2 protein-coding genes are annotated in these 656 nt (G+C 47.3%); one reads left to right on the forward strand and one right to left on the reverse strand.

The window, feature by feature from the left end:
* Positions 1 to 495: aminoacetone oxidase family FAD-binding enzyme (locus tag R7040_RS27170; RefSeq protein WP_318097701.1), on the forward strand; the 495-nt coding region annotated here is incomplete at its 5' end.
* Positions 496 to 594: 99 nt separating this feature from the next.
* On the opposite strand, the gene R7040_RS30655 is transcribed toward R7040_RS27170, so the two are convergent.
* On the reverse strand, positions 595 to 656 hold a 62-nt coding region (locus tag R7040_RS30655), incomplete at its 5' end, for a helix-turn-helix domain-containing protein (protein WP_411978219.1).

Genomic DNA, 656 nt, shown 5'->3' on the forward strand with positions numbered 1-656 from the left:
ACTCACCGCGGTTTATCGGGCCCTTCGGTTTTGCAAATTTCCTCTTTCTGGAAAGCGGGTCAGAAAGTTTCTATCAACTTAGTTCCTAACGAAGACATCGCTCTGCTGCTCGAGCGCAGCCTTGAGAAACATCCAAATCAATCGCTAAAGAACACCCTAGCAAAAGTGCTGCCAAAGCGTTTAGTGGAAGTGCTGATTGAGCGTAAAGAGCTGATGGATAAACCTCTCAAGCAGTTCAACCCGAAAGAGCTTGCTAGCGTGGTGGAGCGTTTAGAAAACTGGTCAATCGCACCTAATGGCACCGAAGGCTACCGCACGGCGGAAGTGACTTTGGGTGGTGTAGATACCGATCACCTGTCTTCTAAAACCATGGAATGTAAAAACATCAAAGGCTTGTACTTCATCGGAGAAGTGATGGACGTTACCGGTTGGTTAGGTGGCTATAACTTCCAATGGTGCTGGTCGAGTGGCTTTGTGGCAGGTCAGTGGGTGTAATCCAGCGCTGCACGCAAAGATAGGCACGCAAAGATAGAAAGAGACGATGAAAAAGAGCACTGAATTCAATTCAGTGCTCTTTTGCTATTTGCGGTGTGTTTACTCGTCTTGATACTTTTCGAGCTTGTTGTACAGCGTTTTAACGCTGATACCCAGCTCCT

The sequence above is a fragment of the Vibrio sp. 1069 genome, from assembly GCF_033340555.1.